General features: G+C 59.8%; 25 protein-coding genes, 1 tRNA gene and 1 pseudogene. 9 read left to right on the top strand and 18 right to left on the bottom strand.

Features of this window, described 5'->3' with window-relative positions; translation table 11 throughout:
- Position 1: 1 nt before the first annotated feature.
- From AC1DVF_RS01580 to AC1DVF_RS01590, 3 genes and pseudogenes are all read right to left on the bottom strand, one after another.
- Positions 2-415: a hypothetical protein gene (locus AC1DVF_RS01580; RefSeq protein WP_008080543.1), complete on the bottom strand. Its 414-nt coding sequence runs from the start codon at positions 413-415 to the stop codon at positions 2-4.
- A gap of 29 nt (positions 416-444) precedes the next feature.
- Positions 445-1,419 (bottom strand): annotated as a pseudogene (locus tag AC1DVF_RS01585) (alpha/beta hydrolase family protein).
- A 67-nt stretch (positions 1,420-1,486) separates the two neighbouring features.
- A complete protein-coding gene (locus tag AC1DVF_RS01590) occupies positions 1,487-2,545 on the bottom strand; it encodes a PDDEXK nuclease domain-containing protein (protein WP_477781978.1) in 1,059 nt (352 codons plus the stop codon).
- Positions 2,546-2,805: 260 nt separating this feature from the next.
- Here AC1DVF_RS01590 and AC1DVF_RS01595 point away from each other — a divergent pair, with 260 nt between their 5' ends.
- Positions 2,806-3,255, top strand: coding sequence for a carboxypeptidase regulatory-like domain-containing protein (locus AC1DVF_RS01595; RefSeq protein WP_460089532.1), 450 nt, complete (start codon positions 2,806-2,808; stop codon positions 3,253-3,255).
- Between the two features lie 74 nt (positions 3,256-3,329).
- A complete protein-coding gene (locus tag AC1DVF_RS01600) occupies positions 3,330-3,620 on the top strand; it encodes a YceK/YidQ family lipoprotein (protein WP_257356823.1) in 291 nt (96 codons plus the stop codon).
- 14 nt (positions 3,621-3,634) lie between these two features.
- On the opposite strand, the gene AC1DVF_RS01605 is transcribed toward AC1DVF_RS01600, so the two are convergent.
- The 12 genes from AC1DVF_RS01605 to AC1DVF_RS01660 all read right to left on the bottom strand — a co-directional run bounded on the left by AC1DVF_RS01605 (position 3,635) and on the right by AC1DVF_RS01660 (position 15,997).
- Positions 3,635-3,982, bottom strand: a complete 348-nt coding sequence (locus AC1DVF_RS01605) for a hypothetical protein (RefSeq protein ID WP_477781914.1) — start codon at positions 3,980-3,982, stop codon at positions 3,635-3,637.
- Positions 3,983-4,011: 29 nt separating this feature from the next.
- Positions 4,012-5,490, bottom strand: coding sequence for an aminotransferase-like domain-containing protein (locus AC1DVF_RS01610; RefSeq protein WP_095047155.1), 1,479 nt, complete (start codon positions 5,488-5,490; stop codon positions 4,012-4,014).
- Positions 5,491-5,517: 27 nt separating this feature from the next.
- Positions 5,518-6,942 (bottom strand): L-lactate permease, encoded by a 1,425-nt coding sequence (locus AC1DVF_RS01615; RefSeq protein WP_460089535.1) that lies wholly within the window; start codon positions 6,940-6,942, stop codon positions 5,518-5,520.
- 17 nt (positions 6,943-6,959) lie between these two features.
- Positions 6,960-7,574: a glutathione S-transferase family protein gene (locus tag AC1DVF_RS01620; protein ID WP_093430026.1), complete on the bottom strand. Its 615-nt coding sequence runs from the start codon at positions 7,572-7,574 to the stop codon at positions 6,960-6,962.
- Positions 7,571-9,352: an FAD/NAD(P)-binding protein gene (locus AC1DVF_RS01625; protein ID WP_477781915.1), complete on the bottom strand. Its 1,782-nt coding sequence runs from the start codon at positions 9,350-9,352 to the stop codon at positions 7,571-7,573. Before AC1DVF_RS01625 ends, AC1DVF_RS01620 begins: the two co-directional genes overlap by 4 nt.
- The gene (sbnB, locus tag AC1DVF_RS01630) at positions 9,346-10,377 is read right to left on the bottom strand and encodes a 2,3-diaminopropionate biosynthesis protein SbnB (protein WP_477781916.1); all 1,032 of its coding nucleotides are present in this window, start codon (positions 10,375-10,377) and stop codon (positions 9,346-9,348) included. Before sbnB ends, AC1DVF_RS01625 begins: the two co-directional genes overlap by 7 nt.
- Positions 10,378-10,382: 5 nt before the next feature.
- On the bottom strand, positions 10,383-11,357 hold the full coding sequence (sbnA, locus tag AC1DVF_RS01635; RefSeq protein WP_320413760.1) for a 2,3-diaminopropionate biosynthesis protein SbnA: 975 nt from the start codon (positions 11,355-11,357) through the stop codon (positions 10,383-10,385).
- Between the two features lie 418 nt (positions 11,358-11,775).
- Positions 11,776-11,851: transfer RNA gene (locus tag AC1DVF_RS01640), tRNA-Phe, on the bottom strand.
- 104 nt (positions 11,852-11,955) lie between these two features.
- Entirely contained in the window at positions 11,956-12,228 is a 273-nt protein-coding gene (locus AC1DVF_RS01645; RefSeq protein WP_016986336.1) for an oxidative damage protection protein, read from the bottom strand.
- Positions 12,225-13,292 (bottom strand): A/G-specific adenine glycosylase, encoded by a 1,068-nt coding sequence (gene mutY / locus AC1DVF_RS01650; RefSeq protein WP_186620707.1) that lies wholly within the window; start codon positions 13,290-13,292, stop codon positions 12,225-12,227. Before mutY ends, AC1DVF_RS01645 begins: the two co-directional genes overlap by 4 nt.
- Positions 13,289-15,514 (bottom strand): AsmA family protein, encoded by a 2,226-nt coding sequence (locus AC1DVF_RS01655; protein ID WP_099757745.1) that lies wholly within the window; start codon positions 15,512-15,514, stop codon positions 13,289-13,291. The genes mutY and AC1DVF_RS01655 overlap by 4 nt, the downstream gene beginning before the upstream one ends.
- Positions 15,515-15,592: 78 nt before the next feature.
- A complete protein-coding gene (locus tag AC1DVF_RS01660) occupies positions 15,593-15,997 on the bottom strand; it encodes an acetyl-CoA sensor PanZ family protein (RefSeq protein ID WP_460089542.1) in 405 nt (134 codons plus the stop codon).
- Positions 15,998-16,221: 224 nt separating this feature from the next.
- Between AC1DVF_RS01660 and AC1DVF_RS01665 the strand changes: the two genes are divergently transcribed.
- The 7 genes from AC1DVF_RS01665 to AC1DVF_RS01695 all read left to right on the top strand — a co-directional run bounded on the left by AC1DVF_RS01665 (position 16,222) and on the right by AC1DVF_RS01695 (position 22,050).
- Complete coding sequence (locus tag AC1DVF_RS01665) at positions 16,222-17,886, top strand: OFA family MFS transporter (protein ID WP_099757746.1); 1,665 nt, start codon at positions 16,222-16,224, stop codon at positions 17,884-17,886.
- Positions 17,887-18,159: 273 nt separating this feature from the next.
- On the top strand, positions 18,160-18,753 hold the full coding sequence (hisB, locus tag AC1DVF_RS01670; RefSeq protein ID WP_007909204.1) for an imidazoleglycerol-phosphate dehydratase HisB: 594 nt from the start codon (positions 18,160-18,162) through the stop codon (positions 18,751-18,753).
- Entirely contained in the window at positions 18,753-19,391 is a 639-nt protein-coding gene (gene hisH, locus AC1DVF_RS01675) for an imidazole glycerol phosphate synthase subunit HisH (protein ID WP_007909206.1), read from the top strand. Before hisB ends, hisH begins: the two co-directional genes overlap by 1 nt.
- The gene (locus AC1DVF_RS01680) at positions 19,392-19,652 is read left to right on the top strand and encodes a DUF2164 domain-containing protein (protein WP_003220751.1); all 261 of its coding nucleotides are present in this window, start codon (positions 19,392-19,394) and stop codon (positions 19,650-19,652) included.
- Between the two features lie 42 nt (positions 19,653-19,694).
- Positions 19,695-20,432, top strand: coding sequence for a 1-(5-phosphoribosyl)-5-[(5-phosphoribosylamino)methylideneamino]imidazole-4-carboxamide isomerase (gene hisA, locus AC1DVF_RS01685; protein ID WP_003220753.1), 738 nt, complete (start codon positions 19,695-19,697; stop codon positions 20,430-20,432).
- Positions 20,433-20,441: 9 nt separating this feature from the next.
- On the top strand, positions 20,442-21,212 hold the full coding sequence (gene hisF / locus AC1DVF_RS01690) for an imidazole glycerol phosphate synthase subunit HisF (RefSeq protein WP_007897430.1): 771 nt from the start codon (positions 20,442-20,444) through the stop codon (positions 21,210-21,212).
- 82 nt (positions 21,213-21,294) lie between these two features.
- Positions 21,295-22,050: a substrate-binding periplasmic protein gene (locus AC1DVF_RS01695; RefSeq protein WP_093430032.1), complete on the top strand. Its 756-nt coding sequence runs from the start codon at positions 21,295-21,297 to the stop codon at positions 22,048-22,050.
- Here the strand turns inward: AC1DVF_RS01695 and AC1DVF_RS01700 are convergent.
- The 3 genes from AC1DVF_RS01700 to AC1DVF_RS01710 form a co-directional block, all read right to left on the bottom strand.
- Positions 22,031-23,407, bottom strand: a complete 1,377-nt coding sequence (locus AC1DVF_RS01700) for a Vps62-related protein (RefSeq protein WP_460089544.1) — start codon at positions 23,405-23,407, stop codon at positions 22,031-22,033. The two genes, AC1DVF_RS01695 and AC1DVF_RS01700, sit on opposite strands and share 20 nt — an antisense overlap.
- Positions 23,408-23,524: 117 nt before the next feature.
- The gene (locus AC1DVF_RS01705) at positions 23,525-24,301 is read right to left on the bottom strand and encodes a divergent polysaccharide deacetylase family protein (protein ID WP_093430034.1); all 777 of its coding nucleotides are present in this window, start codon (positions 24,299-24,301) and stop codon (positions 23,525-23,527) included.
- 2 nt (positions 24,302-24,303) lie between these two features.
- The gene (locus AC1DVF_RS01710) at positions 24,304-25,623 is read right to left on the bottom strand and encodes a S41 family peptidase (protein WP_053116593.1); all 1,320 of its coding nucleotides are present in this window, start codon (positions 25,621-25,623) and stop codon (positions 24,304-24,306) included.
- Positions 25,624-25,651: the final 28 nt, after the last annotated feature.

The raw sequence follows: 25,651 nt of genomic DNA on the forward strand, positions 1-25,651 counted from the left end.
CTCAGTTCTTCTGTTGGGTTTGCGCGGCGATCGCGTCGGAGGCCGCCACATAGTCGGCCTGGAAGGCCGGGGATTCGATCCACGCCAGCGCGCCGGCCTCGTCGGTTTCCTGCGACCACTGGCGATACTCGATCAGCGCGGCGAGGATGAAATCCATCGCGCCTTCTTCGCCTTCCTGCTCGTAGACCAATTCCAGCAGCGGGTCTTCGAGGAACGCGGTGCACAGCGCTTGCTGGCTGATCTTCTCGGCGTCGATCATTTTCTTGAACAGCTCGGTCAGGTCCACCGATTCGAAGTCGATGCGATCATCGTTCGGGTCCAGCTCGACCGGCGCTTCGGCGCGTTTGGTACGGTTCTGTTTGGCCTTGGCTTTGGCCCGGGTGGCGCGTTTTTGCTGCTTGTTGGCGGAGGCCATGATGTGTTCCGTCGTGCGTTGAGAGGGGCTCAGCTGCGTGGCACTTGCCGCCCGGGAGTATCGGGGGCCAGTTCTCCGGTTTGCAGCCAGGTCAGAGCGATGGGCCATAGTGTGGCTTGGTATGCGCTGCGAAAAAAGGCGAAATGTCCGACTTGTTGTTCGTTGATGTCCTGCGGTTCGATGCGCAAGTGGGTTTTCGTAGCGTTACTGAGGTAGTCGAGCAGGCGTTCGATGGCAGGAAGGGTGCCGTAGGGATCGTCGTTGATGCTGATCGCCAGTGTCTGTGCGCGGACGTTGGCGAAGGGCAGGGCGCCGCTCTTTTTCATCAACGCGCGACCACTGGGGCGCTGTTCGTAACGCGCTGCAGGCGTGCTCCAGTCGCGCACTACACCGGCCGGCGTATCTTCCAGCCAGCCAAGACGTTTGCCCGGGAAGTAACCGCAGACCAGCGTCAGCAGTGGCATCAACACATGCCATTTGCCGAACATTCGCCAGCGCTGTTCGGGGGCGTAATCGCGCCAGTAGGCGAACTGGGCACCGACGGTGACCAGCCGTCGGATAACCTTTCCCGACTCACCGAGGCCAGCGGCGCAGCCACCAAAACTGTGGCCGACCACATCGATCGGCTGACCGGGAAATTGCCGTTGTGCGCGTTTGAGCATCGCCTCGAAATCCAGCGCGCCCCAGTCTGTCCACGAGGCCTCAAGGCCTTTCATTTAGTCGGGTCGAGATTCGCCGATGCCACGGTAGTCGAAGATGATCACGTCGAAACCATTGGCGAACAGATAGGCCGCGAAACGCGAGTAATGGCGACAGCGCACGGACGTGGCGGCGTTGATGATCACCACCGGGCGCTGAAGGTCGGGCAGGGCATGGCGCCAGGTGAAACCGCCAAGGACAAAACCGTCGGCGGCTGTTTCCTTGAAGGCTTCATTTTGCAGCTCGGCGGCCAATAGCGGCTTGCGCTGCACAGCTGGCAATGGAGGCGTGTCCTGAAAACTCATGGCGCTCGACCTTCGCGGGTAGCTGGCAACAATAGTCTCAGTGCATCCAGCGGACAATCCGCAGCGCTTATTCAGTGGACTCGGTGAGCAAGCGTTCCTCGATCAATGCTTGCTCTCTTTGCAGCTCCGCTCGCAGTTCTTCCACACTTGGCAGCACCGTTTTATAGCTGCTGGCAAACAGTTGCTCACTGCCTTTGAGTATTGAGTAGCGCGCGACGGCCTCGTTGTCCTGTGAACACAGAATGATCCCGACAGTGGGTTTGTCGCCTTCACTGCGCTTGAGTTCGTCGTACATGCGCACGTACATGTCCATCTGTCCGACATCACGCGCACTGAGCTGGCCGCGTTTGAGATCGATGATCACGAAGCATTTGAGCAAGTAGTTGTAAAACACCAGATCGATGTACAGATCCGAGCCACCGGCGCTGATGCGTTGTTGTCGAGCGACAAAGGAAAACCCTTTGCCCAGTTCAAGCAGAAAGCTCTGCAGGTGATCGATGAGTGCTTGTTCAAGTCCGGTTTCGTTGACCTTGCCCGGAGACGGCAAGCCTAGAAACTCGAGAATCAAGGGGTCGCGGATGAACTCTCGGGGATTGCAGTTCATCGCTGCGATGTTGGTGGTAGCTTCCTCGATCACGCCGGCCTTGTCCTGGCTCATCAGCAGGCGTTCGTAGTAGAGCGTATTGATCTGGCGATCCAGAGCGCGGCTGGACCAGTTGAGGGTGGCGCACTCATCCATGTACCACTGGCGAGCCTTGTCACTTTCAACCCGCAGGAGCCTGCGATAGTGCGTCCAGCTCAATTCGGGACGCAGTGCGTCTCGAATTGGGAAGGTCTGATAGAAAAGGCGCATCTTGCGCAGGTTGGTCTCATCAAATCCCTTCCCGAATTGAACCGTCAGATCCTTCGCCAGTATGGCCAGCAACTGCTTGCCATACCCCGCTCGCCGGGCGCCGTCCTGTTCAAACTCAACAATATGCCGGCCAATCTGCCAGCAGGTCTGAACCTGAATCGTATCGACCACTCGCAGCACTTTTTGCCGTGCCTGACGGATCAGTTCGCCAAGATCGCCCAGCAATGAATCGATTTTCGGGTCTTGCAGGTCAGCAGGTTTCAGCTGGCTCATCGAATTTTCCGCATCATTGAAAACAGAAGCGTCAGCATGCCGAGAACCGCTTGCGAAGGATGTCGGCCGAGCCTGCGAAGCCAGCAGGAAGACGGGATGGGTGTCGCAGGAAGTTGCTGGCAGGGACGCTTTTGCTGGTTCTGGTCTGTAGTCCATTTCGTACACACCCCAAGTTCGAATCATTCTGAAACGTCACCCTCCCGCACTGAATCCAATACAGGGTAACGATTGGGTTCTGTCAGAGCCCGGGAGTCGCCATCATGAAACGTGTCCTTTCCTGCCTGCTACCTGTCGTCGCGGTTGCTGCATTGTTATTTGCCGCGACGGCGCAAGCCGCCAGTCTTGAGCCCGTCGACAGCGCAGGCGTGCAAGTTCAACAGCAGCAACAAAACGGTATCAGCTATCTGGCCGGCGGGGTCGGCGAGGATGAAGCAAAAGCCATCCAGCAAACCGTCGGCTACAACCTGCACATGACCTTTTCGGTGGGCATGCAGAACGAGTACACCTCCGACGTCGATGTGACGATTGCAAATGCTGCAGGACAAAATCTGCTGGTTCTCAATCAGACCGGCCCGTTGCTGTACGCAAAATTGCCGACCGGCAAATACACCGTGGTTGCCACACGCAAGGGAGAGGTGCGGCGCGATGTGACCGATGTTGCAATCGGTACTGCGCGCAATCTGGTGTTTCACTGGAGCGACAGCGATTAATCACGGGTGCCAGGCGCGGAGGGCGCGGTTGATTGTGCGTACAATCGCGGCCCTCACGCTTTATGGTCAGAAGGATGTTGGCATTGAAAGGGATTTTGCTTTTTGGCTCCGTGGCGAGCCTTGTTGCGTTGTTGGCCGGTTGTGGAACGATGACGGGGCGCTTGAGTGGCGCCTCGCCAGAGCCTTACTACAAGGGTGTCGACGGTAATTTACGCCTGCTCGGCGTGAGGGATGACGACGGCAAGCCAACAGCGGTGATCTGTTATGTCACGATCGTTTGCCCTTTGATTACTGTCGTATCGCTACCGGTAGATGCCGCCGTGGATACCGTTCTATTGCCCATCGACTACGTCAATACGCTCTGAAACCGCTCACCCGATTATCGTCGTATGCGGCTGCCTTTGGGCTTCTCCGCCGGCTCGTGCACCTTGCGATAAATCCATAGGCCGAACACCCCGGCAGCCAGCAGAAACACGGTTCCTAGGCTTTGCGAGACAAACTCGATCCAGAACCGTCGTGGTTGCACAGCCAGGTGATAAGTGTGCTTCGGGCCGCGGTTGGTGGTGGTGATGGCGCCGCTGATCCAGCTGTCGATCAATATGTAGATCGATGCACAGAGGGCGAAGGCAATCAGTACGCCGACGAGCACGGTCAGCCAGAAGCTTGTCCGGCTCTGGCGATACGGCGGCGGATGGGGCAGGGGAGTGCGGGTTCTTTTCTGATTCATGAAGTGTTACTGCAAACGTCCTTTTGCGCTCAGGAAACGGCTGGTTCTTGATGTTGCTCAGTCAGGTTTTGCCGTCCGTCAGAGGGTCGCCCGGCGAGGTGTGCGCTTTCGGCAATCACCTTGAGGATCTCGATCACTCCCGGAGTCAACGCAGTGCCAAGGCAGATGCGCACACCCGTGGTTGCATGCCCGTCGGCGAAGAAGATGCCGTTGCCGGCCACGTGGCAGCCGCGTTCGCTGGCTAAATCCTGCAATGCCGACATGTCGGTGTGTAGCGGCAGTTCAATCCAGTGGATGAACCCTCCACGCGGTGGCACGTACACGGTGCCGGCAGGGAAATCCGTGCGCACCAGCGCTTCGACAAAACTGGCCAGCGAAGACAGTTGCGAGCGGAGTCTGGCGCAATGCTCTTCCATGTAGCCGCGCCCGATAAATTCGTTGAGGACATTTTGCGCAAGGCTGGAAACCGCCAGATTGCGCGAAAACATTTGCGCCAGAATGGCATTGCGGTACTTGCCAGCCAGACACCAGCCGACGCGATAACCCGGCGCGATGGTCTTGGAGAACGACGAGCAGTAAATCGTCTGCCCGCTGGTGTCGTAGCTCTTGATGGCGCGGGGGCGATCGCCTTCCGGCACCAGGTCGAAGAAGATGTCGTCCTCGATAATCGGCACGTCCGCTTCGCGCGCGATCTGTGACAGCCGTGCGCGAGTCTCGTCGGGCATGATGAAACCCCGCGGGTTCTGCAGGGTTGGGTTGAGAAAGATCACCGCGACCTTTTTCAGCTTCAACGCTTCTTCGAGGTGATCGACATCGAGACCGAGTTTGCCGTGCGTGCGGATGGGCAAGGCGCGCATGCCCAAGCGTTCGATGGTCTGCAGGATGCCGTAATAAGTCGGCGTTTCGATGGCGACCGTAGCGCCTTTCGATGCGACTGCTTCCAGGGCCAGTTCCAGGGCAATGGTGTCGCCCGACGTCACCAGAATATCGTCCGGCCCGCAGACCACGCCGCGGGTCAGCATAAGCCCGGCGATGCGTCGTCGCAGTGCCGGCAGACCGGGCGGTGCGACCAGTCCGGTCAGCGAGTTGTCAGCTTTGCCAGCCAATACCGACAGGCACTTGTTGAGCAGCACGTTGGGTGTCAGGTCGCTGTGCAACACCGCTGAATTCAACGACGCGGTGGTGCGCGAGGCCGCTTGGGAGAGCATCGCGACCACCGCATGATTGACGTTGACGGTGACACTGGAGAAGTCAAAACCCCTGGCGGGTTTTGCTTGTCCGGAGGCTGAGACGAAGTAGCCGATGCGTGGTTTGGTCGAAACGTAAGCATCGGCTTCCAGATCCGCCAACGCGCGCTGAACGGTGGTGATGCTGGTTTCAAACATTCGCGCCAGCGTACGGATCGAGGGCAGTTTCGCTTCGGCTGCCCATTCACCGCTGTCGATCTGACGAATAATCCAGTCCTTGACTATCCGCCAGCGCTTATCCGGTAGATCAAACCTGTCCATAAGTTCTCTGTGATGTTTCGAAACAATTCAGAGAAAGTAGAGCAAAACGATCCCCGTTGCAGCAACTATGACGATGTTGAGCGCAACCAGGCCGAAGGCGAATCGGATCAGGTTGTTTTCTTCATGCCGATTGGCGCCCGCCAGCCCGGTGATCAGCGACAGGATCGACAGCGACCCCAGCGCGCCATGCCCGGCGGCACTGTTGACCATCGCGGCCAGCCAGGCACCGTGTTCGCTGCTCAGCGCAGCAATGGACGGCATGACGAGAGTGTTGCCGCCGACGTTGGAACCGGTGACGTAACCGGCAAGCCCCGCCAGCACTGCGATGGTTGGCGCCAGGGAAATCCCCGACAACGATTGCAGTGTGCGCTGTGCTTCGACGAGGAAACCGGCGTTGACCATCACCTGCGAAAGCAGCAGGAACAGGAAAATTGTCGTGACCGGAAACTTCGCCCGGTTGAACAGCGCTCGCCACGGGAAACCTGCGGCGGCGCTTTGCTTGATTGCCATCAACAGCGTAACGATCAATAGCGCGAGCCCCGGGGAGGCCAATGGCTTCCACGAAACATGCTCGCCTTTGATGATCCATAGCCCATCCCAGCCCGACAGGACGAACAGCCCGCGTGACGCAACGATTACCCCCAGCAAGGCCAGATAGGGCCAGGCTGCGTTCGGCCAGCGCACCAGTTTCTTCCGTTGTGCATAAGAGATCCCCAGGCCGACGCAAGCCACCGCCAGACCGGCCAGCACACCGGAGACTTCCGGGCCGATCCACAGGTTGATGGAAAACAGCACCGCGACGAACAGCGCCGTCACCACGATCAGTCCAAGCCACGGCGAAACCGTGCGGATGCCACCCTGCCACAGAGCAATCGCCGCCAGGCAGAGGAACACTGGCGCACTGATCAGCGCCGAATGACTGCCAAGGGTTTGTGCCGGCAAGTGCGCCAACAGCGCGCCGATCACGGTGGCCAGACCCAGTGTGCCCCAAGGCATGATGACCATCCCGGCGAGGGCGATTTTCATCCCCGACTGGCGGGTGAACAGCCCCATCAGCAATGGCACGGTTGCGATCAGCGAAACGCCGAAACCGGTCATCGCTTCAAGCAGCGGTGCGAGGCCCAGCACGATGAAGATGACCTGCGCCGGCGGTGTCCAGCCGAGTTCTTTGACCCAGGCGCCGATGGCCTGCGGCGCACCACCGCGCTCGACCAGGATGACGAAGGCCAGCCCCGGGATGATCACGCACGCCGTGCTGAGAAACAGGATGGTGGTGTCCTGAAAGATCGCCGTGCTGATCGCCGCCGACACAGGCCCGGCTGCGCCCAAGGCCCACAGCACGAGCACCAGCACTACGCCGGCCAGTGCCGCTTGCACTGGCGGTCGGCGGACGATCAGGATCAACGAGATCACCAGCGCGATCGGTGACATTTGCAACAAGAGAGAACTCATACCCGGTTTTCCTTAACTTAATCGTGAGTCTGCCCGCTGTACTCGGTCGCCCGCATGGACGCCCGCTCACAAAAAGTCTGATACCACTCGGTCAGGCGTGCTTGAGCGGAAAAGTCCGAGAGTTGGCGAAAGGCGATCCAGTCGAGCGCGGTCGCCAGGGCAATGTGGCCGAGGGTGATCGGGCCATTGAGGTCGACGTGTTCCTCGATGAAGCGGTAAGCCTCCTTGAGTTTGAACGCCTGACCGTCGGCGTAGGCCGGATAGCGCAAGGCCTCGGGGCGGCGCTCGACTTCCCAGCGCAGCTTGATGCCGACATCGCACATGCCCTGCGCCAATGCTTGCAGGCGCAGCGCCTTGTAGCGCTCAGGGCCGTTTGCCGGGATGAGTTTCGGCCCGTCGCTCAGGTCGTCGAGGTATTCACAGATCACGATGGAATCGAACAGCGCCGTGTCGTCAGGCAGGATCAGCACCGGCACTTTGCCCAGCGGATTGGCCTTGTAGATGATCTCGTTTGGCGACGTCGGGCTGGTCTCGTGATGGATCACTTCCAGGCTCGACGCGATGCCCAGTTCGTGAGCCAGCACCAGCACCTTGCGGGCGTAGGGTGAATGCGTCTGGTAGAAAAGCTTCATGCTGAAGTCCCTGTCTCAAGGATGGCAGTGGCTGCTCGATGGGCGTCCATGAACAGACGCGAAGGCGCGCCCGCCGAGGTGACGTAGTGGTTGTAGTAGCAAGAACCTTCGGCGAGCGGGCCGAGTACCCAAATGTTGCGCACCGGTTCGCCAGCGCTCGATTTCGGGTGGCACGCGGCGTCGACATCGATGCCGTCGATGCCCGGTTCGTCGGTTCTCGGGCGGATCAGGCCCAGCCGCGCCAGATCACGCACCGGCGCGCAGTCGCTGTTGCTCACGCCGCTGCTCTGGACATAACCGGCGACGCGTTTGAAGTCGTTGATCGCAGGACGTGAGCCGGGCTTGAGGAATGTCAGCAGACCGGCGTCACACAGGGCGAGCAGGTCGGCGTGGCGCTCTTTTTGCGGGCCCGCAACGAGGCGGTTGATCGCCTTGTGCCAACGGCCATAGAACTGCCGATGCGACGCGTCGGTCAGCCCGTCGAAATCGACGGCCTCACGCAGGCGGTCACGCAGATCGCGCCAGACTTCGATGGCGGCTTTGATCGCCGATCCTCCGCGCCCCAGTCGCGACTCGTGCAAATCGGCTTCGAGGGTGTCGTAGATCCAGGCGTGATAGTTGTAGGTCTGCACGTCGTCCGGCAGTGCATGCCAGATCAGCGCTTGCGGATCGATCGAGCCGCTGGTCGCTTCGTACTCACGCAGTAACGTCTCACAGGCGACAACCCCGGGTTCGCCAGCAACGCTAACGGCCCTGAGTCGCTCCAGCACCTGCTCTGGCGCTGATGGGCTGTGTACGACGGCGACGGCCGCCGCCCGCATCTCCAGCAGCATCAGCGGCAGGATGTCCTGTTCGAAATCCAGTTGTCGGTTGTTGGCTTTCGCCCGCAGGGATTCGATGCGCGTACTCGTCAGCAGTACGGCGCGATGGCGCGGACATTCAATCAGACCGTTGGGCCGGGTGCGAAACGGCAGCCCGTCCCGCGACTGGATAAAAATCACCGGCTCCTGGCCCGAGGGCTGATAGGCGTGACTGCCGTCGGCCATGCGCCTGTAGCGACCGCCCCTGCCGGAGGTCAGCGCCGCCAGGGTGTCCATCGCACCCAGCCCGAGCCCTTCGACCAGCACGGTTTCGCCCGGCTCGATGGTGGCGAGGCTGCCGGGCAGCGGATAGACATCATCAACGCGGTTGCGATCCGCCGAGCGCAGGCGACCGGTATGGCCGACCGTCAGAATCAGCCGATCCACGGTGACCGCAGCCCCCGAAGCGGTCTGCAGCAGGTATTGCTGACCGGCGTTGCTCTCGACTGCGGTGACGGCCTGCTGATGCAGGTTCACGCTCACCCAGTGCGGTGCCGTCGCGAGGATTTGCGCGAAGGCATCCGCCAGATAGGCGCCGAGCAAATGGCGTGGCAGGAAGTCCTGCGGCTCAACGTCACGGCCGTCCGCGGCGAGCAGTCCGCTGTCCGCGTCGACCTTGATGCGCTGCTCGTGGCACCACGTCAGGAAATCCGCGCCCGGCCGTTCCCGCGCATCCGCCAGGTTTCCGAATGCCGCTGCGTCGGGAAAAACTCCGAGCTGGCCTGCGACGGTGTTGAGCAACAGATAGTCCGGTTGATCCGGCCAATGCGCGCCGCTTCCGAGCACGTTCGGATCGAAAATATCGATGACGACTGGCTGCTCCGCAAGCGTTTCAGCAAGGCTCAACAGGCGTTCGAAAATCGACAGCCCGCGTGAGCCGCAACCCACCAGGCCGATGTGCAGAGGCGCCTTCACCATCTGCGCTCCTCCCCGAAGAAGGATGGGATGGCGACCGCCGAACCGTCCTTGACCGCGATGTCGTGGATCATCCGGCCAATTGCCAGATCGAGGATGCCCATGCCGAACGGCGAATAAATCAGCGGCTTGTCCGTGGCAACCTGCAGGTCGCCGCGAATCAATTGCCCGACGGTGCCGGTAACGAAATCACGATGACCGTATTTTTGCTCGGCCAGATGCGGCGAGGTATTGGCTTTCAGGCAATGGGTCACGTCGTCGAAGTAGTTGTAACTTTCTTCGATGATCTCGGCGCCGATATCCCGCAGCGAGATGTTCAGCACGATCTGTCCCGGGCGGAAGGTGGCGCTGCCGTTGACGTAGGGTTCGCCGGCACTGGTGGCGAACACCACGATGTCGGCGCTCAGTGCCTCGTCCAGCGACAACAGCTGTACATCCGGCACCCCGAGCTGTTTGCCGAAGGACGACAGCGCTTGCGCTGACTCTGCGTTGAGGTCGTGAATACCCACGCTGTCGAACGACCAGTCATCGGCGATGAACGTCTCAAGGATGTTCCGCGAAATCACCCCGCCGCCAATGATCGAGAGTTTCTGTGCGCTCTTGCTCTGGCCATTCAGCCACCAGGCTCCGAGCACCGCCGACGCTGCGGTGCGCACGGCACTGATCAGCGCGCCTTCAAGCAGTGCGTAGGGATAGCCGGTGTCCGGATCGTTGAGGATCAGCACCGCCGAAGCACGCGGGATGCCCGACTTGATGTTGTCGGGATAGCTGGCAATCCACTTGATCCCGGAGACGGACTGATCGCCCTCGCTGTCGACGATCGCCGCCGGCAAGGCAATGATCCGGTTCGCCGGTTGCGCCGGAAAACGCAGGAAGTAGCTATCCGGGTTAACGGTTTCGCCGCGCTCGTGGGTCAGGTAGGTCTGGGCGACCATGTCGATGGTTTCGTGACGCAGCCCGTCGAGGATGTCCTTGACGACGGCGCCTGGGATGACATGGAACGGTTGAATCGAGTTGTGTGTGGTCATGGGGATTACGCCGAGAGTGCCAGAGCGATTTCTGGAAAGAGTGATTGCAAAGCGCTTGCGCCGATTCGCTGGGTGACCCAGTCATCGGAGTAGATGGTTTCGAGGTAGCGCTCACCCATGTCGGGGGAGATCGCCACGACGACATCGTCAGGACGGATGTGCGGCGCCCATTGCTGGATGCCCGCCAGGACAGTGCCGGTGGAGCCACCAAAAAGCAGGCCGTAGCGTTGCGCCAGCCAGCGGCAGACCTTGATCGTCTGTTCCTCGGCGATCGATACGAAGTCGTGAATCCCTGACGGCTCGAAGATCTCTGGCAGACGGCTGGTACCCAGCCCCGGGATATGCCGCGTACCGCCCGGCAGACCGAAGGTCACCGAGCCGACCGTATCGACGGCAATCACTTTGGTGTGCGGATGGTGTTCGGCGAAGTAGTTCTTGCAGCCCATCAAAGTACCGGTGGTACCGGCGCCGACGAACAAGTAGTCCACGTGTGGAAACTTATGGGCGATGGACTTCGCGGTCGCTTGATAGTGAGCGAGGGGGTTGGTCGGGTTTTTGTATTGATTGAGCCAGATGTAGTCGGCGTTCTCTGCGACCAGTTGCTCGATCAAACGGATACGCGAATTCAGGTAGCCGCCGTTTTCGTCACGCTGATCGACCATGATCATTTCGGCGCCCAGTGCCTGCATGAGTTTTCTGTTCGGCGCAGAAATGTTCGGGTCGATCACACAGACAAACTTGTAGCCCTTGGCGGCGCAGACCATGGCCAGCGCGACCCCCAGATTCCCCGAGGAAGACTCGACCAGGCGAGTCTTATGGTGAATCCGGCCCTGGTTTTCCAGATCCGTGATCAGGGCATGTGCGGTTTTGAGCTTGATCGATCCGGCAGGATTCAGTCCTTCGATTTTCAGCTGAATCGTTGCGCTGCACAGATCGCCAATCTGCACATAACTGTCTTCATTGATAAGTTGCTTGATCATACGTCGTCCGTTTCGCTCTTTTGCCGGGCGCACAGGGGCGCCAGCATTCATCCTGGAATGTTTGAAAAGCAGTAAATGCAGTTCGCCTGTTGGGTTTGTTTTTAGATTTTTTAGCTGGACAGGAAGTGACCTTGCGGTGGACGCCGATCTATTCAAAAAATCAGGTTTTGCGCTCTGAGGGCTTCAGAGGCCCAGAGTGTTGCGGGGCGCAAAGTAGAGCCAGTCGTTGGCTCGCCAAGGCTTGGAGGAATACTGGCGAATTTTCCTACATGGGGAGAGATACAGATTTTGGGTATTTTTCAGTACAGGCGGGTTTGAGGTGTATCGAGAGGAGGGCGTTGCGGGGCGCAGAGAGAGGCGTGATCAAATCGCAGGCATAAAAAAACCCTGAATCTTGCGATTCAGGGTTTTCGGTATTTGGTGCCCAGAGACGGAATCGAACCGCCGACACGGGGATTTTCAATCCCCTGCTCTACCGACTGAGCTATCTGGGCAACGGGGCGCATTAAAAGGGTTTTTCGGATTTACGTCAACGACTTTTTTAAAATTTCTTAAATTAATTCCGTCGCTTACGATCCGGCCCCCGATTTTGCAGGGTTTACTCAGCAGGCGGAACGTAGCCTTCGGCCTTGGCGTATTCCTCGCCGGAGAAGTACTTGTCCATTTCGCCCTGAAGATATTTGCGGTCTTCGGCGTTCATCATGTTCAGACGCTTTTCGTTGATCAGCAGGGTTTGGTGTTTCTGCCAGTCAGCCCAGGCCTTGGCCGAGACGTGGTCAAAAATATCCTGACCTTTGGCGCCCGGGAAAGGGGCGCGGTCCAGCGCGGGCAATTCTTCTTTGTACTTGCGGCACATTACGGTGCGGGTCATGGCGACTCTCCTGCATTCAAGACGGCGGCCGCGCGTTCGAGCAAGGTTTTGACCGGGGCGGCGAGGCCCAGGCGCGGCGGGGTGGCGAGGTTATACCAGAGCCAGTCGGCCTCGGCCACGTGATGGGCGGCCTCCTGCACCTGAACCAGCCAGGGTTCGATGGACAGCTGGAAATGGCTGAACGTGTGAACGAGGTTCGGCAGCGCCTGCTGCTCGCCCATGGTTAGCGAGTGCTGATCGGCGAGATGTTGCAGGTCATCGAGGTCGTCGAGTTCCGGCAGGCTCCACAGACCGCCCCACAAACCGCTCGAGGGGCGACGGTAGAGCAGAATCGCGCCGTCGCCGTTGGCCAGCATCGGCATCAGCGTGCGCTTCTGCGGAATGGCTTTGCGCGGCTTGGGAATCGGGTAGCGGGTTTCCAGGCCGAGCATGTGCGCCTCGCAGCCACGCTCCAGCGGGCACAGCAGGCAGCTCGGTTTGCTACGCGTGCACAGTGTGGCGCCGAGATCCATCATCGCCTGGGTGTAGGCGTTGACCCGATCGTGCGGCGTAAAGCGTTCAGCGGTGGCCCACAGTTGTTTGGCGACCTTCGGCTCGCCGGGGTAGCCCTCTTGCGCAGTAAAACGCGCCAGCACGCGTTTGACGTTGCCGTCGAGGATCGGCGCGCGCAGGCCCATGCTGATGCTCGCGATGGCGCCGGCAGTGGACAGACCAATGCCTGGTAGATCGGTAAGCTTTTCAACGTCACGCGGAAACTCGCCAGCGTATTGGCTGACGACGATCTTCGCAGTCTTCTGCAAATTGCGCGCGCGGGTGTAGTAACCCAGCCCGGTCCACAGGTGCAGCACTTCGTCTTCGGGGGCTTCTGCCAGCGCTTCGACCGTCGGCAGCGCGGCCATGAAACGGTCGAAGTAATTGAGCACGGTGCTGACCTGGGTCTGCTGCAACATGATCTCCGACACCCACACCCGATACGGGTTGATGTTCTGCTGCCAAGGCAGATCGTGGCGGCCGTGGCGGTCGAACCAATCCAGCACCGCCGTGGAAAATTGCTCCGCTCTCATCGCTTGAACAGCCCCTTCAATGCGTTTTTCAGTTCCGGGCTGACCTTGTCACCGAGTTTTTCGTCGATTTTTTCGCTGAGCTTGTCGCCGGCCAGTTTAGTTGCGACCTGACCGAGGCGATCGTTGTCGACACGGCAGGCCTTGGCGCCCAATTCCAGCGGGCCACGGCAGCGCAGTGGCCATTCGATGCCGACGAATTTTTCGCCGACCTGACACGCCGGATCCGGCATGGCGCTGGTGTCGCCTTCGACGATGATGCCGACGCGATAGTCCATGCCGAGCACGCGCAAGTCGATGTCGCCGTCACCGTTGACGGTCATGCCGGGGATGCGCACTTTCAGGTCCGGGTTGCTGGCAATGCCATTGCGGAAAGTCAGGTTGCCCTTGAGTTCCTGGAATGGCGTGTCTTTACCGCGTGGTTCGCCGCTGAGGGTTTTGCGGTTAAGCGTGGCGATGCCTTTGCACAGTTGCTGTTCAAGATTGGCGTTGAGCAGCACGCCGTTGTTGATCACGAAACTGGCGTTGCCGTTAAGCGTATCGATCAGCGCCTGCTGGCTGTTGCCGCTGCCAGTGACATTGCTGGTGAGGGTTACCAGGCCTTTGACGGGCGGGTTCTTGCCTTGGCTTTCGAGGATTTTTTCTACAGGCACGCGATTGAGCTTGGTCTGCAGGTTCAGCACAGGCGCGCTCGGGCGTACATCGAGGGTGCCATTGGCGGCGAAACCGCCGTTGTACAGTTCGCCGCTCAGGTTGGTCAGGGTCAGCAAGCCGCCTTGGCCGGTGGCTTTCAGTGCGGCGTTCTGGATCGGCAGTTTGTCGAGGGTCAGTTGGCCGAAGGTCAGATCGGCATCGACGTCGAGTTTGGCCAGGCGCTCAACCGGTAACAGGCGCTCGGTGCTCCAGGCGGTTTTGCTTGGTTTGTCCGGCAGTGGAGTAGAGCCGGCACCGGCCATGGCATCGGCTTCGGTGCTGGCGACTTCGGCCTGACGCACTTGCGTGGCGCTGTTGGCTTGTGCCGATTTCGGCGGCAGGTAGCGGTCAGCGTTGAACGTATCGGCCTTGAGAATTGCCCGCAGCGATTGTTTGGCGAAGTCTTCGACGGCGATGCGGCCGCTGAAGCTGCTGTCGTCGAGTTTCAGGTTGATGTTGTCGAAGGCGATGCTGGTTGGCGTGGCGGCAACGCGGCTGACCAATTCGACTTTGCTCAGACTGCCCTCGGCCATGGCCGGCAGTTTCTGACCGATGCTGTCGACGAATTTCGCCAGATCGAACTGGGCGATGGAGAGCCCGCCAGTGATTTGCGGGGTCTTGTCGAGGTCATTGGCTTTCAGCTCACCCAAGGCGCGCAACTGGTTGGCAGAGATTTTGATACCGGTCCATTCGGCGACGTTCGCCGCTTTATCCAGCGATAACTGGCCCTGAGCTGCGAAGGTCATGGTCTTGCCTTGCAACGGATCGCCGGCCAGTTCGCCGGACAGCTTCATGTCTTCGAATTTGTAGCGCTGCAGTGCGCGCTCGATGCGCAGTTCGCCAGTGAGCTCGGTACGCACGCGCAGGACCGGCTGGTTGGTGCCGAGGAATGCCGTGGCTTTCACCGGAATATTCGTCGAATCGTGTACCGGGCCGGTGCTCAACTGGATGCTCTCGGCGCTGAATTGCTTGCCGGTCAGCTCGTCGTTGTATTCAACGCGGGCGTTGTTGACGGTCAGGCTGTCGATGTCGAGGCGGATCGGCTGTGGCGGTTTTTCCGGTTGGGCAGGGGCTTGTGCAGTGGCTGCGCTAGCAGGTGCCGGGCTGCCGGCAGGTGCGGCGGCTGTCGGTACCTTGCCAATGTCTTCCCAGTTGCCGTGGCCGTTTTTGTCGCGTTTCAGGCGCAGGTTCAGCCCTTCAACGCGGACATCGCTCATTTGCACTTCGCGGCGCAACAGCGGCAGTACCCGCACGGACAGGCCGAGCATCTGCAAATCGGCATACGGTTCAGTCGGATTGATCAGGGTGGCAACGCTGGCCTCGTGCAGTTCCAGGCCGAGCCACGGGAACAGGCTCCAGCCGATGTCGCCATTGAGCGTCAGCTCGATGTGGGCCTTGTCGCGGGCTATCTGGCGAATCTCGTCTTTGTAATCGTTGGGATCGAAGAGGTGGGTCAGGGCAAAACCTGCCGCCACAATGATCAGCAACAATCCGAGAAGTACCAGACCCAGGATTTTGCCGAACGCTTTCATGGGCGAGTCCTTGTAGTTAGTCGAATTCGTAATTTAGCCGGGGAGTATAGCGCTGCAATTGCCCGGTTCGGTGTGGCGTCATGTTGCCATTACCTCCAGCGGGAGGTGTAACTTCGCTGCGATTGCCAAGGCTTCAGGATGCCCGGCAGGCGCCAGCAGACGCAGTTCAGCCCCCGCTTGCGACGCCATTTTCTGCGCTTGGTTCACCAGCCGTTCAGCAACCCCACGGCGACGGGTAACTTTTCGTACGCATAAATGGGACAAGTACCAAACGTCGTGGTGCCTCTGTAGACGAGCGGCACCGAGCAGGCGGTCGTTGAAACGCCCGGCAATAAAACTTCCCTCGGCGAGCGTGCGGTCGATCAGATTGTTTTCACCGGAAAACGGCGCAAACAGCCAGTCCGGCGCGTCGCGATAAATCTTCCGCAAATCCTCCTGATCCTGATAATTGGCGGCGTTCAGCGCTTGTACGACGATTGGCATGGCGTTTTCCTGAGTGATACGAGATCAGACGACAGAAAAAAGGTGATATCAGTTTGGTTTTTCTGTCACGTGCAAATGGTAACCTTCGCCCGTTCGTCCGTCCTTCTGCGACTTAACGTCGCGCCTTCAAGGAGCTTCACCCAAAAAAACGGTCATGCCTGCGTGCATAAAGGCCGGGGGTGAATAGTGGCTGGCGAACCATACTAATAATTGGGGGATACACAATGAGCACGAGCATCACGGCGGACGGCCTCAAAGCCGATCAGCCCGCGTTCCTGTCCAAGGAACGCATCATCGCCAAGCCCGGTTTCAACCGTTGGCTAGTCCCACCGGCCGCTCTGGCCATCCACCTGTGCATCGGCATGGCCTATGGCTTTTCGGTGTTCTGGTTGCCGCTGTCCAAGGCGCTGGGCGTCACCGCTCCGGTGGCTTGCGCACCGGACATGAGCTTCATCGCACAGGTATTTTCGTCGAACTGCGACTGGCCGATCTCGATGCTCGGCTGGATCTACACGCTGTTCTTCATCTTCCTCGGCTGCTCGGCAGCGATCTGGGGTGGCTGGCTGGAACACGCGGGGCCACGCAAGGCCGGTGTCGTATCTGCACTGTGCTGGTGCGGCGGTCTGCTGATCTCCGCGTTGGGTATTTATACCCACCAGATCTGGCTGATGTGGCTTGGCTCTGGCGTGATCGGCGGTATCGGTCTGGGCCTGGGCTATATCTCGCCGGTCTCGACCCTGATCAAGTGGTTCCCGGACAAGCGCGGCATGGCTACCGGCATGGCAATCATGGGCTTCGGTGGCGGCGCGATGGTTGGTGCACCGCTGGCAACCGCGCTGATGAGCCACTTCGCTTCGCCAACCGGTGTCGGCGTCTGGCAGAGCTTCGTCGCCATGGCCGCGATCTACTTCGTGTTCATGATCGGTGGTGCTCTGGCTTACCGCGTTCCGCCAACCGGCTGGAAACCTGAAGGCTGGACCGCTCCGGCGAAGAAAGCCTCGAACTCGATGATCACCCACCGTCACGTGCACGTGAATGTGGCGTGGAAAACCCCGCAATTCCGTCTGGTCTGGCTGGTGCTGTGCCTGAACGTGTCTGCCGGCATCGGCATCCTCGGCATGGCTTCGCCACTGCTGCAGGAAGTGTTCGGCGGCAAACTGCTGGGTGTCGATGTGCCGTTTGGTCAGCTCGACGCCGGGCAACTGGCTTCGATCGCTGCGATTGCTGCCGGTTTCACCGGTCTGCTCAGCCTGTTCAATATCGGTGGCCGCTTCTTCTGGGCTTCGTTCTCGGACTACCTGGGCCGCAAAAACACCTACTTCGTGTTCTTCGCCCTGGGTTTTGCCCTGTACGCGCTGATCCCGAACATGGGCCATTTGGGCAACGTTGCGCTGTTCGTGGCGGCGTTCTGCATCATTCTGTCGATGTACGGCGGCGGTTTTGCCACGGTGCCGGCGTATCTGGCCGACCTGTTCGGTACGCAGATGGTCGGTGCGATCCACGGTCGTCTGCTGACCGCTTGGGCTGCGGCCGGCGTGCTCGGTCCGGTGCTGGTGAACTACCTGCGTGAGTATCAGTTGAGCATCGGCGTTGAACGCGCTGCCGCTTACGACATCACCCTGTACATCCTCGCAGGCCTGCTGGTGCTGGGCTTCCTGTGCAACCTGCTGGTGCGTCCGGTGGCTGACAAATACTTCATGACCGACGCTGAGCTGGCTGCCGAACAGGCGCTGGGTCACGACAAAGGTGCTGATGCCAGCACGGTCCTGGAGTGGAAAGCCGCCCCGGGCAGCAAGCCGCTGGCGATCGCTGCGTGGCTGGTGGTGGGTATTCCGTTGGCGTGGGGTGTGTGGGTTACCCTGCAGAAAACGGCGGTACTGTTTCACTAAGGTGTTAGCTGAATAAACACCGAACCTGTGGGAGCGAGCCTGCTCGCGAAGACGGAATATCAGTCGACATAAGTGTTGGCTGACCCACCGCATTCGCGAGCAAGCTCGCTCCCACATTTGTTTTTGCGCTGCCTGTAATGGCTTGTATGGACATGTCTACCCGCGACAGCCGGGCGTTCTATCCGTCAGCCATCTCACCTCTCGTGTTTCTGTTTGCGCCTCGCGTGCCTATAATGGCTGCCTTTTTCGCCCAATGATTTTGCGGAGCTGGTGATGGCCGAACGTAAGGCGTCTGTCGAGCGCGACACTCTGGAAACCCAGATCAAAGCCTCGATCAACCTTGATGGCACCGGAAAGGCCCGATTCGATATCGGTGTTCCTTTTCTTGAGCACATGCTGGATCAGATCGCCCGTCACGGGTTGATCGACCTGGATATTGAATGCAAGGGCGATCTGCATATCGACGACCACCATACGGTGGAAGATGTCGGTATCACCCTCGGCCAGGCGTTTGCCAAAGCCATCGGCGATAAAAAAGGCATCCGTCGCTACGGTCATGCTTACGTGCCGCTCGATGAAGCGCTGTCGCGCGTCGTCATCGACTTCTCCGGTCGTCCAGGCCTGCAGATGCACGTGCCGTACACCCGCGCCACCGTCGGCGGCTTCGACGTTGACCTGTTCCAGGAGTTCTTCCAGGGCTTCGTCAACCACGCGCTGGTCAGTCTGCACATCGACAACCTGCGTGGCACCAACACCCACCACCAGATCGAAACCGTGTTCAAGGCTTTCGGCCGCGCGCTGCGCATGGCTGTCGAGCTGGATGAGCGCATGGCCGGGCAAATGCCATCGACCAAAGGCGTTCTGTAATGCAGACGGTTGCAGTTATCGATTACGGCATGGGCAACCTGCACTCGGTGGCCAAAGCCCTCGAGCACGTCGGCGCCGGTAAAGTGCTGATCACCAGCGATGCAGCCGTGATTCGCGAAGCTGACCGCGTGGTGTTCCCCGGTGTTGGCGCAATTCGCGATTGCATGGCGGAGATCCGTCGCCTCGGCTTCGATTCACTGGTGCGTGAAGTCAGTCAGGATCGTCCGTTCCTCGGTATCTGTGTCGGCATGCAAGCGTTGCTCGACACCAGTGAAGAGAACGACGGCGTCGACTGCATCGGCCTGTTCCCGGGCGCGGTGAAGTTCTTCGGCAAAGACCTGCATGAAGACGGCGAGCACCTGAAAGTCCCGCACATGGGCTGGAACGAGGTGAAGCAGAAGGTCAGCCACCCGTTGTGGCACGACATTCCGGACATGGCGCGTTTTTACTTCGTGCACAGCTACTACATCGCCGCCGCCAACGCGCGGCAGGTGGTCGGTGGCGGTCATTACGGTGTCGATTTCGCTGCGGCGCTGGCCGATGGCTCGCGCTTCGCCGTGCAGTTCCACCCGGAGAAGAGCCATACCCATGGCCTGCAATTGCTGCAGAACTTCGCTGCGTGGGACGGTCGCTGGTAAATGGCTGCCAAGAAGTCCAAGCCGCCGATTCTGACCCTCACTCCCGAACAGGAGAACGAGGCCAATCGCAAGATTCAGCGGTTCATGGAAGACCGTTTCGAACTGGATCTCGGTTCGTTCGAAGCGGCGGAAATTCTTGAGCTGTTTACCCGCGAAATTGCTCCGCACTATTACAACAGGGCGATTTTCGATGTGCAGACCCACCTCAAAGAGCGGTTTGAAAGCATCGAAAGCGACCTGTGGGCGCTCGAGAAAAACTGATTTCCGAGCCAAGCTGAACATTCAAATTTGAAGGTTTGCCAGATGCTGATTATTCCCGCTATCGATCTTAAAGACGGTGCCTGCGTACGTTTGCGTCAGGGCCGCATGGAAGATTCCACGGTGTTCTCCGATGACCCGGTGAGCATGGCTGCCAAGTGGGTGGAGGGCGGTTGCCGCCGTCTGCATCTGGTCGATCTGAACGGCGCGTTCGAAGGCCAGCCAGTCAACGGCGAAGTGGTGACTGCGATCGCCAAGCGCTATCCGACTTTGCCGATCCAGATCGGTGGCGGCATCCGTTCGCTGGAAACCATCGAGCACTACGTCAAGGCTGGCGTGAGCTACGTGATCATCGGCACCAAAGCCGTGAAAGATCCAGCGTTCGTCGCTGAAGCCTGCCGCGCGTTCCCGGGCAAGATCATCGTCGGTCTGGACGCCAAAGACGGTTTCGTCGCCACCGATGGCTGGGCTGAAATCAGCACCGTGCAGGTCATCGATCTGGCCAAGCAGTTTGAAGCCGACGGCGTCTCCTCGATCGTTTATACCGACATCGCCAAAGACGGCATGATGCAGGGTTGCAACGTGCCGTTCACCGCTGCGCTGGCCGCTGCTACCAAGATCCCGGTGATCGCTTCCGGCGGCATCCACAATCTGGGTGACATCAAGTCGCTGCTCGACGCCAAAGCACCAGGCATCATCGGCGCCATCACCGGCCGGGCGATTTACGAAGGCACCCTCGACGTCGCCGAAGCGCAAGCTTTCTGCGATTCGTACCAAGGCTGAGGACTGACCATGGCGCTGGCCAAACGCATCATCCCTTGCCTGGACGTGGACAACGGCCGGGTCGTCAAAGGTGTGAAGTTCGAAAACATTCGTGACGCCGGTGACCCGGTGGAAATCGCCCGTCGTTATGACGAGCAGGGTGCCGACGAGATTACCTTTCTCGACATCACCGCCAGCGTCGATGGTCGCGACACCACGCTGCATACTGTCGAGCGCATGGCCAGCCAGGTGTTTATCCCGCTSACCGTCGGCGGCGGCGTGCGCACCGTGCAGGACATCCGCAACCTGCTCAATGCCGGTGCGGACAAGGTGTCGATCAACACCGCTGCCGTGTTCAACCCGGAGTTCGTCGGTGAAGCGGCGCAGCATTTCGGCTCGCAGTGCATCGTTGTCGCCATCGACGCGAAGAAAGTCTCCGGCCCGGGCGAAACCCCGCGCTGGGAAATCTTCACCCACGGCGGGCGCAAGCCAACCGGCCTCGACGCGGTCGAGTGGGCGAAGAAAATGGAAGGCCTCGGTGCTGGTGAAATCCTGCTGACCAGCATGGATCAGGACGGCATGAAAAACGGTTTCGATCTCGGCGTGACCCGCGCGATCAGCGATGCGCTGGGCATCCCGGTGATCGCTTCCGGCGGCGTCGGCAATCTGCAGCACTTGGCTGACGGCATTCTCGAGGGCCATGCCAGTGCGGTGCTGGCGGCGAGTATTTTCCACTTCGGCGAATACACCGTGCAGGAAGCCAAGGCCTATATGGCGCATCGCGGGATCGTGATGCGTTAAGCGTCACGATCGATACAGGCCAGTGGACAGCATGGCGCACCCAAGGCACTCTTGGGCACGCCATGGATTCCGGTAGCCCGACATGATCAAACGCCTGCTTCTTGTTCTCGCCAGTGCATCGATGTTGCTCATCAACACCGCCCGCGCCGAAAACAGTCCCGACACCGATCTGGTGCTCCTCACCGAAAATTTCCCGCCGTATAACATGGCGAAAAACGGCAAGAACTTCGCCCAGGGCGAGAACATCAATGGCATCGCCACCGACATCGTGCGCGAAGTGTTCCAGCGTGCCGGCATCACTTACAGCCTGACCCTGCGCTTTCCTTGGGAGCGCGTCTACAAACTGGCTCTGGAAAATCCCGGTTATGGCGCCTTCGTGATGGCGCGTCTGCCGGACCGCGAAAAGCTCTTCAAATGGGTCGGCCCGATCGGTCCGGATGACTGGATCATGCTGGCCAAGGCTGACAGCAAGATCACCCTCGAAACCCTCAATGATGCGCGCAAGTACAAGATCGGTGCCTACAAGGGCGATGCGATTGCCGAGACACTGACCAAACAAGGTCTGAAGCCGATAGTAGTGCTGCGCGATCAGGACAACGCGAAGAAACTGGTCAATGGTCAGATCGACCTGTGGGCCACCGGTGATCCTGCCGGGCGTTATCTGGCGCGGCAGGACGGTGTCACCGGTCTCAAGACCGTGCTGCGCTTCAACAGTGCAGAACTGTATCTGGCGCTGAACAAGGACGTCTCCGACGAAGTGGTCGCCAAGCTTCAGGCTGCGCTGGATCAGTTGCGCAAAGAAGGCGTGGTGGACGAAATCATGGGGCGGTATCTATAACGACATCCAGGCCCGATGATGGCTGCTCTTTAGCGTTGGCGCCATCGGTGCCAGATATTGCCGGGGTGTCTGTCGTCAGCGGCGGACACGCGCTGGCGAGCTCAACGGACTCCGGCGGATATTGCGTCAGCAGAACGCTTGAATCATCGGTATAACCAAAGTCGACCGCCACTTGAGTACCGTCTTCCCGTACCAACTCGTAATGGCTTTGCATCTGATAAACCGCGACGGCTGTTTGCTTCGGCGCCATGGCAACAACCACTTGAGATCGTAGCTCGTTCCAACCGTTGGAAGACGTTTCGGTGCGGGTCAAACTTTTTGGCAGGCAGGCCGAGAATTTTGTCATGCGGATATCGCTGAGAGGCACGGTCGGCCAGGCTTTGACGATTTCCATGGCGGTAAAACTATGGAACATGCGCATTGTCACCGCGTTCTGCAGACGTGGTGCTGTCCATTTAACGGCCCGATGCTTGTCCGATTCATTGCGCTCGTGACCAATGAGCACATATTCGTCAGTTCTCTTCAGTTCGTAGTAAGGCGAATTGCGAAATTGTTCGCCGGGATGAGCATGATCTCGCACTGCGAACCAAGGCAGGCGGGCAATCTGGGTGACGGTGGCGGGTTCGTTCACTACGGGCTTCGTGTATCCGGTGAGGGTCGGAATTTGCGGCGATGCGCTGACTTGCAGCGGAATTTGCATGCGCAAGCCATACGCCGTCGAAGGTGCTGCAGGCTTGCTGTAGCCCTGGATGCCCACGAAGGTGCCGGGCGCAAAATGGATGTCGCCTGCGGCGGCAGTCGACGGTTCGATGCCAAAGGCGCTGAAACTGAGCTTGGCACCGCTGCCCTTGTCATTCCAGATCAGATCACCGACGTTCGCTGCTATGACCAGGTCGAGCCTGACGCAGCGCACCGAGTTCAACGAAGGTTTGCAGTGATCGTTGGAGCATACGAGCCCCAGAGCGACGTAACCGACGGGTGCCAGAGGTCGCCAGATCGACATGCGAGTAACACCGGGCGCTCCGGTTTCTTTCCAGACCAGTTCAAAATCGGCAGGGCGGGCCAGTGCCTTTCCTTTAGTGCTTAAGGACCCTGCCATATCTTTCTCGCAGACCACGGCTGCGACCATTTCGCCATTGATATTGGCGTCGCCGGGAAAGAGCACGTCGCCCAGCGGAAAGTAGCCCGGCAATGCATCCGGAGCAGGAGTGGGGCGCCAGAATGTGGCAGGTTTGGCTTTTGAGCCGTTAGTGCTCCAGACCCGGTGAAACTCCGTGGTGAAGTTGATCAGCAGATTGTCCTGCATGATCGGTTCCATTGGCATGGGATGCGCTGCGGTGTTGTCTTCAATAGTCATGATGATTCCTGATAGTTGAAAGCGACGCGAGGGCGTCGCGACCTGTTGCAGGTCGCACTATCGGGAATGGGGACGGTTTCCGGGTGGTAACTATGTATGTGCTAGCGTCACAGGGTATTACCGGTAAACCCCGTCTTTACCATGACTGGCCATGGCGCGATTGCTGCGCAGGCTGATCATCTGTTTGATATCGATCCAGTCGATTCCCTGGCCCTTCAACTTCGGCAGTTCGCGCTCGAGCACCGCCAGTGTCTGCGGATAGGGATGGCCGATCATCACCGCCGAACCCTGCTTGCGCGCCAGGCTGATCGCGGTCTGCAACTGCGTGTAGATCGCTGCCTCAGTGCGCTCGTCATCAAGAAACACGTCCCGCGAGACACTGGCCAGATCGATCTTCTGCGCCTGCTGCGCCGCCACGGTCTGGGCGCTGGTGCGGCTGTCGACGAAGAACTTGTGCCGGCGCTGCAGTTCGCCCATCAACCAGGCCATCGCCACCGGTTGCGCAGTCATGCGGCTGCCCATGTGGTTATTGATGCCGGCAGTGTAGGGGACCATTTTGAACGCGGCGTTGAGGCGTTTTTCCAGTTCTTCGATGGGCAGTTCGGGGTGCCAGGCATAGGGACCGGTGGCCGGGTCCATGGGCATGTGCAGGATAACGATCTTGCCGGCGCGATGGGCTTCGCGGGCAAACTCGGTGGCGTGCGGGGTGTCCGGCATGATCGCCGTGGTCACCGGGCCGGGCAGGGCCAGCACGCGGCGATCCCGGGGCAGGTTCTGCCCCAGGTCGTCGATGATCAATGTCAGGTAGGCTTTGTGTGGCTTTGGGCTGGCGGGCTCTGCGTGAGCAGCACCCGCCAGACAGCACAACAGAACGAGGACGAAACGCAGCGACATCCTCAACGGCCGGACGTGATGCTCAGCCCTTTGAGCAGGCTCAGGGCCTGGGCCAATTGATAGTCATCATCCTGCGGCATGGCTTTGGGCTTGGCGCCGGAGCCGGTTGGTTTGTCCGCGCCGCCGTTGCCATTGCCCAGGTGACCTTGCAGGTCGGCTTCCTTGAAGTAATCGCCATCGGCCTCGTTGGTGATCTTGGCCTTGCGCACTTCGATGTCCGGAACGATGCCCTGCGCCTGAATCGAACGACCATTCGGCGTGAAGTACAGCGCGGTAGTGATCTTCAATGCACGGTCATTGTTCAGCGGCAGTACGGTTTGTACCGAGCCTTTGCCGAAACTGGTGGTGCCCATGACCACCGCGCGTTTCTGGTCCTGCAGGGCGCCGGCGACGATTTCCGAAGCCGAGGCACTGCCACCATTGATCAGCACGACCATCGGCACGGCTTCACTTTCGTCTTTGCCGGTGGCCGAGAAACGCAGTTCGGAATTGGCGATGCGGCCTTTGGTGTAAACGATCAGACCTTTGGTGATGAAATGGTCGACCACTTCCACCGCCGCTTGCAACACGCCGCCCGGGTTGTTGCGCAGGTCGAGAATGATGCCGTTGAGCTTCTTGCCGTTGTCCTTGCGCAGCTTGGCCAGGGCCTTGGAAACCTCTTCGCCGGTCTTGACCTGGAACTGGGTGATGCGGATGTACGCATAACCGGTTTCCAGCAGCTGCGCCTTGACGCTCTTCACCTGAATCACCGCACGGGCCAGGGTCACGTCGAACGGCGTACCGCCGTCGCGTACCAGGGTCAGGGTGATTTTCTGGCCGATCTTGCCGCGCATTTTGTCGACGGCTTCGGTCATGGTCTGGCCGCGCGTCGGCTGACCGTTGATCTTGACGATGAAGTCGCCGGCCTGAATGCCGGCCTTCGACGCCGGGGTGTCATCGATTGGCGAGACGACTTTGATGAAACCGTCTTCGGCGCCGACTTCGATGCCCAGGCCGCCGAACTCACCGCTGGTGCTTTCCTGCAGCTCGGTGAAGTCTTCCGGGCCAAGATAAGCCGAGTGCGGATCAAGGTTGCTGAGCATGCCCTTGATCGCGTTTTCCAGCAGGGTCTTGTCGTCCACCGGTTCGACGTAAGCGGCTTTGATCCGGTCCATGACCTCGGCAAAGGTGCGCAATTCTTCCAGCGGCAACGGTGCCTTGGAAGTCGCGGCAGTGCCTGCCGGAGCGACGGCCGGGGCCGGTTGAGCGGCGAACGCCAGAGGCGCGCCGATCACCAGGGCGATCGTCAGGGCCAGCGAGGTAAGGCGGGACAAATGCAGCATGTCGAACGAACTCCTGAATTAGGCGGCA

It is taken from the genome of Pseudomonas sp. P4_D7 (assembly GCF_056401755.1).

Bases quoted from the DNA above. Each gene is read 5' to 3' on its own strand.
- AC1DVF_RS01605 (WP_477781914.1), bottom strand. From the start codon at position 3,982: ATGAATCAGAAAAGAACCCGCACTCCCCTGCCCCATCCGCCGCCGTAT.
- sbnA (WP_320413760.1), bottom strand. From the start codon at position 11,357: ATGATCAAGCAACTTATCAATGAAGACAGTTATGTGCAGATTGGCGAT.
- hisH (WP_007909206.1), top strand. From the start codon at position 18,753: ATGCAGACGGTTGCAGTTATCGATTACGGCATGGGCAACCTGCACTCG.
- AC1DVF_RS01610 (WP_095047155.1), bottom strand. From the start codon at position 5,490: ATGGACAGGTTTGATCTACCGGATAAGCGCTGGCGGATAGTCAAGGAC.
- AC1DVF_RS01660 (WP_460089542.1), bottom strand. From the start codon at position 15,997: ATGCCAATCGTCGTACAAGCGCTGAACGCCGCCAATTATCAGGATCAG.
- AC1DVF_RS01680 (WP_003220751.1), top strand. From the start codon at position 19,392: ATGGCTGCCAAGAAGTCCAAGCCGCCGATTCTGACCCTCACTCCCGAA.
- AC1DVF_RS01700 (WP_460089544.1), bottom strand. From the start codon at position 23,407: ATGACTATTGAAGACAACACCGCAGCGCATCCCATGCCAATGGAACCG.
- AC1DVF_RS01625 (WP_477781915.1), bottom strand. From the start codon at position 9,352: ATGGTGAAGGCGCCTCTGCACATCGGCCTGGTGGGTTGCGGCTCACGC.
- AC1DVF_RS01695 (WP_093430032.1), top strand. From the start codon at position 21,295: ATGATCAAACGCCTGCTTCTTGTTCTCGCCAGTGCATCGATGTTGCTC.
- hisB (WP_007909204.1), top strand. From the start codon at position 18,160: ATGGCCGAACGTAAGGCGTCTGTCGAGCGCGACACTCTGGAAACCCAG.
- AC1DVF_RS01705 (WP_093430034.1), bottom strand. From the start codon at position 24,301: ATGTCGCTGCGTTTCGTCCTCGTTCTGTTGTGCTGTCTGGCGGGTGCT.
- AC1DVF_RS01600 (WP_257356823.1), top strand. From the start codon at position 3,330: ATGTTGGCATTGAAAGGGATTTTGCTTTTTGGCTCCGTGGCGAGCCTT.
- AC1DVF_RS01645 (WP_016986336.1), bottom strand. From the start codon at position 12,228: ATGACCCGCACCGTAATGTGCCGCAAGTACAAAGAAGAATTGCCCGCG.
- AC1DVF_RS01590 (WP_477781978.1), bottom strand. From the start codon at position 2,545: ATGAGCCAGCTGAAACCTGCTGACCTGCAAGACCCGAAAATCGATTCA.
- sbnB (WP_477781916.1), bottom strand. From the start codon at position 10,377: ATGACCACACACAACTCGATTCAACCGTTCCATGTCATCCCAGGCGCC.
- AC1DVF_RS01655 (WP_099757745.1), bottom strand. From the start codon at position 15,514: ATGAAAGCGTTCGGCAAAATCCTGGGTCTGGTACTTCTCGGATTGTTG.
- hisA (WP_003220753.1), top strand. From the start codon at position 19,695: ATGCTGATTATTCCCGCTATCGATCTTAAAGACGGTGCCTGCGTACGT.
- AC1DVF_RS01580 (WP_008080543.1), bottom strand. From the start codon at position 415: ATGGCCTCCGCCAACAAGCAGCAAAAACGCGCCACCCGGGCCAAAGCC.
- AC1DVF_RS01595 (WP_460089532.1), top strand. From the start codon at position 2,806: ATGAAACGTGTCCTTTCCTGCCTGCTACCTGTCGTCGCGGTTGCTGCA.
- AC1DVF_RS01615 (WP_460089535.1), bottom strand. From the start codon at position 6,942: ATGAGTTCTCTCTTGTTGCAAATGTCACCGATCGCGCTGGTGATCTCG.
- mutY (WP_186620707.1), bottom strand. From the start codon at position 13,292: ATGAGAGCGGAGCAATTTTCCACGGCGGTGCTGGATTGGTTCGACCGC.
- AC1DVF_RS01710 (WP_053116593.1), bottom strand. From the start codon at position 25,623: ATGCTGCATTTGTCCCGCCTTACCTCGCTGGCCCTGACGATCGCCCTG.
- AC1DVF_RS01665 (WP_099757746.1), top strand. From the start codon at position 16,222: ATGAGCACGAGCATCACGGCGGACGGCCTCAAAGCCGATCAGCCCGCG.
- AC1DVF_RS01620 (WP_093430026.1), bottom strand. From the start codon at position 7,574: ATGAAGCTTTTCTACCAGACGCATTCACCCTACGCCCGCAAGGTGCTG.